The following is a 4,219-nucleotide window of genomic DNA, read 5'->3' on the forward strand; positions in this document are numbered from 1 at the left end:
TCATAGCCCAGGAAGGGACCGGCGGGCAGGGTCGCGGGATCGACGTAAAGCGTGCCGAGGCCGGGCAGGAAATCCGGCAGGGTGACCAGTTCGCTGACCTTCTGGAAGGGCGCGTCAGGGGGTGCGGTGTCAGGCACCGTCTGGGCAGCCGCCAGGAAGGGCAGGGCGCCAAGGAGGACAGATGCGGCGAGAACGGGAAGGGAGCTGTGCATGTGGGGACCTTTCGATGGCAGGCCGGATCCGCCCGGCCATGGTCATTGGATGCAAGCTGGGGAAAAAGGTTCGCGGGGAACAGAAGCCGCTCTGCAGGGCGGATAAGGCGTCTCGCCTTGATCGGCTTGGCAGTCTTGGCAAAGCTCGTTAAGAGACGCGCAATCGCATGGACCCGGTGCAAGCCCGGGTGGCTATTCCGGCCGCCGATCCGCCGGACAACGCATCCAAGACGCGTCTTCGCATTTATCATCATGAACATCACACGGCACTATCTGCGCCAGTGGCAGAATAATCCTGTCCGAGAAATCCTTGCCGGGGCAGTGGCGACCTTTGCCCTGATCCCCGAAGTCATCGCCTTTTCCTTTACCGCTGGCATTGATCCTGCGGTGGGGCTTTATGCCTCTTTTGTCATCAGCATCGTCATCGCCCTGTTCGGCGGGCGGCCGGCAATGATCTCGGCTGCGGCCGGGTCGGTCGCCCTGGTTGTGGCGCCTCTGGTGCGTGAGCATGGGGTCGAGTATCTTTTTGCTGCCGGATTGCTGGCGGGGCTGTTCCAGATCCTGTTCGGCTTTGCCCGGCTGGCCACGCTCATGCGCTATGTGTCGAACTCGGTCCGAACCGGCTTTGTCAATGCACTGGCCATCCTGATCTTCGCCGCGCAACTGCCGCATATCCTGAATGCCGGACCCAGTGGCTATGCCGTGATCGCAACCGGGCTTGCCGTAATCTATCTGGCACCGCGCCTGACAACCAAGATCCCGGCTCCGCTCATCTGCGTGGTCCTTCTGACGGCACTCTGTTCGGGTTTCGGGATCGACGTGCCGCGGGTTGCGGACCTTGGCGCGCTTCCTGACGGGCTGCCGGCCTTCCACATTCCCGATGTGCCTTGGGATCTTGATCTCCTCAGCATCATCTTCATCCCGGCGCTCGCCATCGCGACTGTCGGTCTTCTGGAGAGCCTGATGACGGCGGGGGTCGTCGATGACCAGACGGGCACGCCGTCGGACAAGAATGCCGAGGCCAGGGGCCTGGGCGCGGCCAATGTCGCGGCCAGCCTGTTCGGCGGCATCGCCGGTTGCGGAATGATCGGGCAGACCGTCTCGAACGTCAAATATGGCGGACGCGGAAGGCTCTCGACGCTGGCGGCTGGAGGGCTGCTGCTGGTGTTGATGGTTGCGGCGGGTGACCTGATCGGCCAGGTGCCGATGGCGGCGCTCGTGGCGATCATGATCATGGTCTCGATCGACACGCTGGACTGGGGATCGCTGAAGCGGCTGCGGGCCACGCCTCGCTTGTCCAATCTGGTGATGCTCGCGACAGTGGGGGTGACGATCCTCAGCCACAACCTCTCGCTGGGGGTACTGATCGGCGTGCTGATGAGCGGCCTGTTCTTTGCCGCCAAGGTGGCCGCCATGCAGCATGTCCGCCGCGAGGGCGACCATTACATCGTCGAGGGGCAGATCTTCTTTGCCTCGGCCGAAGCCTTTATCGAGGCCTTCGATCCGATCGACCACGATGGCCCGGTCACCATCGACCTGTCGCGCGCCAGGCTGTGGGACATCACGGCCCTGGCAGCAGTCGACAAGGTGCGCGACCGCTTCCTGCGCCACAACCTGCCCCTCACCGTAAAGGGGCTTGAAGGTTCAGCCTGAGTGGCTTTCCGTAAGGGCAAGGTCTGTTTGTCTGGTGGGCCAGGGAGAGAGCGTTCTCGGCTGCGAGGCCCGGCACGCTGAGGATTGGAAAGCGCCGCAGCTTCCCGGCGACTCCTTCTTGTATACAGCTTAGACCTTTACTCGCCAGAGAGAGCCCACGCCCATCTGACGATCCGTCACTCTTTGTGATCGGGATGGTCGTCTGGCCGTGTCAGGATAGGAGACCGTCTTGTCCATCAGGCTACTTGATGAAACCTCTCGTGTTGAACACCCGCACGGCAAATCGTGTGAGGACTGCTGCCTGGAGTCTTGCAGCGTTATTGGTTCTTTCGCCTTTGTTGGCGACCTCCGTCACCGACCAGGTCGCCTGGGGTGTCTTCGATTTCATCTTCGCCGCTCTGCTGCTCGGCGGCCTTGGAGTAGGCTGGGAAATAATCCTGAAAGCGACACGTCATCGCCTCTGGCGGGCGGTCCTTGCCCTGGCCCTCCTAGGGTCAGTTCTGTTGATCTGGGCCGAACTTGCAGTGAGCATCATCCACTAAGAGCCCTTTCCATGGTATTCTGATGATCCTCGGCGCGGACCATGGTCATTCCGCCAGCCGTGTCTTGGCGCTTCGTTGTCGTAGAAGACAACATGGGAATAAGCGCTCTTCAGCGCCGGGATGACCAGCATTGAAGAAGAATGTCAGCCGAGGTGACGCTGTTGTTGCCGACCGCCGGATCGATCAAGGCTCTGCTGCCCCGATGAAAGTACGGCCAGGATCGTCGCATGGTACGGGGCTTCAGCGTCTCTCCGTGTGCAAGCCCATACCCGTGTCGGGCAGCACTCTGCTGTCATTTGGCGTATGGGTGTCGTAGTGATAGCGAAAAGACCTAGGACAGATAATGCGAATTCATCTTGCTTCTCTTCTCGCGCTCATGGTCGCCGCCGGATGCGCGGTCGGTTCTGGTGCGGTGGTGAAGGGCGCGGGGCCCCACGACCTTCTGAAGCTGCGCGAAGGCCCTGGCCTGGAGCACAACATCATAATCGGCCTGCCCGACGGAACGCGCCTTACCCGCCAGAACTGCCTGACGAACAATGGCAAAGTCTGGTGCAAAGTCTTTCTCACGGAGAAGCCCGGTATCTCGGGCTACGTTTCCGCGGACTATCTGGCGCATCGTTGACCGCTACATCGGCCCATAGCTGCTGGCCGCTTTGGCATTGTGCTGCGCTGCGGCTTTTCTCAAACCAGCCCTTCATGTTTGCTTTGAAACGCAGGGCCGGGGAGTGCAGTCTCAAATCCGGTTGGAGATGGCTCCGGTCAAGTCCATGAGGACTTTCAACTGATGAGGCGTGGGTTCTGCAGTCAGATGCTGGACCGAGCCAATCAGGCCTATGCTTCCGACCATCGTCCCGGTCGCATTGAAGATCGGCGCGGCCAGTGCATTGATCCCCAGCAATGATTCTTCAGGTGCGACCGCATAGCCTGCCAGTCGTATCACCTCAATCTCTCGCCTGAGCGTTTCGATATCGATTGTCGTCTTGGGTGTGACGGCCTCCAGCGGTATCTGCAACTGGTCCCACAAGTCGGCCGGGCCGAAGGCAAGAAACACCTTTCCCTGCGCCGACGAGTGCAGCTGCAACTCGCTGCCGGGGCGAACGCCGATATCAATGGGCTGGTTGCTGCGCAAGGTGGCCAAAACGAAAGCCGACTTCGGGGTCGGTACGCTCAGAACCACCGCAAGGCCCAGATCATTTCGAACCGTCTGCATCAGCGGCAGGGCAATCTCGGACAGCATCTGCCCATCAGGAGCCTTCTGACCCATCAGCCAAATCTTTGGTCCCAGACGATACAGCGAGGTGCTCGGATCCTGCACTATCATTCCGTGATCGATGAGCGTGCGCAGGTGCTTGTGAACTGCGCCCTTAGCAATCCCGACCTTGCCGGCAATCTGTGTCACGCCCTGTGGCTGCTCGGCAAATGCGATCTGCTGAAGGATGCGCAAGCATGTGTCTGCTGCGCGCACATTGGAAATTGGGTCCACCCGAGACTGCTCCTGTTGACTTCAATCCTTCTTGACTCAGAGTAAGCGATTCGTCAATATTGAGAACGACGTTCTCTAAGGGAGAACAATTGGGAGGGAAGTATGAGGAAGTTTGCTGTCTGTGCTACCTTTGGCGCATTGCTGTCTGCCACCACCGCCATGGCGGATCCGGTGACGCTCCGCCTCGGTCACCCGGTCTTCGAGGCACATCCGATCCACGACACCGCTGTACGCTTCAAGGAGGCGGTGGAGCGTATCTCGAATGGTGACGTGACGGTCGAGATTTATCCGGCCCGTCAGCTTGGCGATGTGAAGGAACTGGCCGAAGG

4 protein-coding genes, 2 pseudogenes and 1 other annotated feature are annotated in these 4,219 nt (G+C 60.4%); of the genes and pseudogenes, 4 read left to right on the forward strand and 2 right to left on the reverse strand.

Translation table 11 applies throughout. The annotated features are described in order from the left end of the window. Window positions 1-212, reverse strand: a pseudogene (locus CK944_RS23055) (hypothetical protein); the annotation flags it as partial. A gap of 166 nt (window positions 213-378) precedes the next feature. Beyond that, window positions 379-434 (forward strand) — a sequence feature (sul1 is cis-regulatory element that is thought to sense ions involved in sulfur or methionine metabolism; They are found in Alphaproteobacteria). Window positions 435-464: 30 nt separating this feature from the next. Between CK944_RS23055 and CK944_RS21595 the strand changes: the two are divergent. The 3 genes from CK944_RS21595 to CK944_RS21605 all read left to right on the forward strand — a co-directional run bounded on the left by CK944_RS21595 (window position 465) and on the right by CK944_RS21605 (window position 3,029). Then, the gene (locus CK944_RS21595; RefSeq protein ID WP_103175106.1) at window positions 465-1,865 is read left to right on the forward strand and encodes a SulP family inorganic anion transporter; all 1,401 of its coding nucleotides are present in this window, start codon (window positions 465-467) and stop codon (window positions 1,863-1,865) included. Window positions 1,866-2,113: 248 nt separating this feature from the next. Further along, window positions 2,114-2,407, forward strand: coding sequence for a hypothetical protein (locus CK944_RS21600; RefSeq protein ID WP_103175107.1), 294 nt, complete (start codon window positions 2,114-2,116; stop codon window positions 2,405-2,407). A 343-nt stretch (window positions 2,408-2,750) separates the two neighbouring features. Continuing rightward, on the forward strand, window positions 2,751-3,029 hold the full coding sequence (locus CK944_RS21605) for an SH3 domain-containing protein (protein WP_103175108.1): 279 nt from the start codon (window positions 2,751-2,753) through the stop codon (window positions 3,027-3,029). Window positions 3,030-3,140: 111 nt separating this feature from the next. Here CK944_RS21605 and CK944_RS21610 read toward each other — a convergent pair whose 3' ends face one another. Beyond that, the gene (locus CK944_RS21610; protein WP_158248120.1) at window positions 3,141-3,851 is read right to left on the reverse strand and encodes an IclR family transcriptional regulator; all 711 of its coding nucleotides are present in this window, start codon (window positions 3,849-3,851) and stop codon (window positions 3,141-3,143) included. A gap of 141 nt (window positions 3,852-3,992) precedes the next feature. On the opposite strand from CK944_RS21610, the pseudogene CK944_RS21615 reads away from it, so the two are divergent. Next, a pseudogene (locus CK944_RS21615) lies at window positions 3,993-4,219 on the forward strand (hypothetical protein); the annotation flags it as partial.

The organism is Paracoccus sp. SY (assembly GCF_002901215.1).
Lineage (GTDB): Bacteria > Pseudomonadota > Alphaproteobacteria > Rhodobacterales > Rhodobacteraceae > Paracoccus > Paracoccus acridae.

Excerpts from the sequence above, each read along its gene's own strand:
- CK944_RS21605 (WP_103175108.1), top strand. The coding sequence starts at position 2,751 with ATGCGAATTCATCTTGCTTCTCTTCTCGCGCTCATGGTCGCCGCCGGA.
- CK944_RS21595 (WP_103175106.1), top strand. The coding sequence starts at position 465 with ATGAACATCACACGGCACTATCTGCGCCAGTGGCAGAATAATCCTGTC.
- CK944_RS21600 (WP_103175107.1), top strand. The coding sequence starts at position 2,114 with ATGAAACCTCTCGTGTTGAACACCCGCACGGCAAATCGTGTGAGGACT.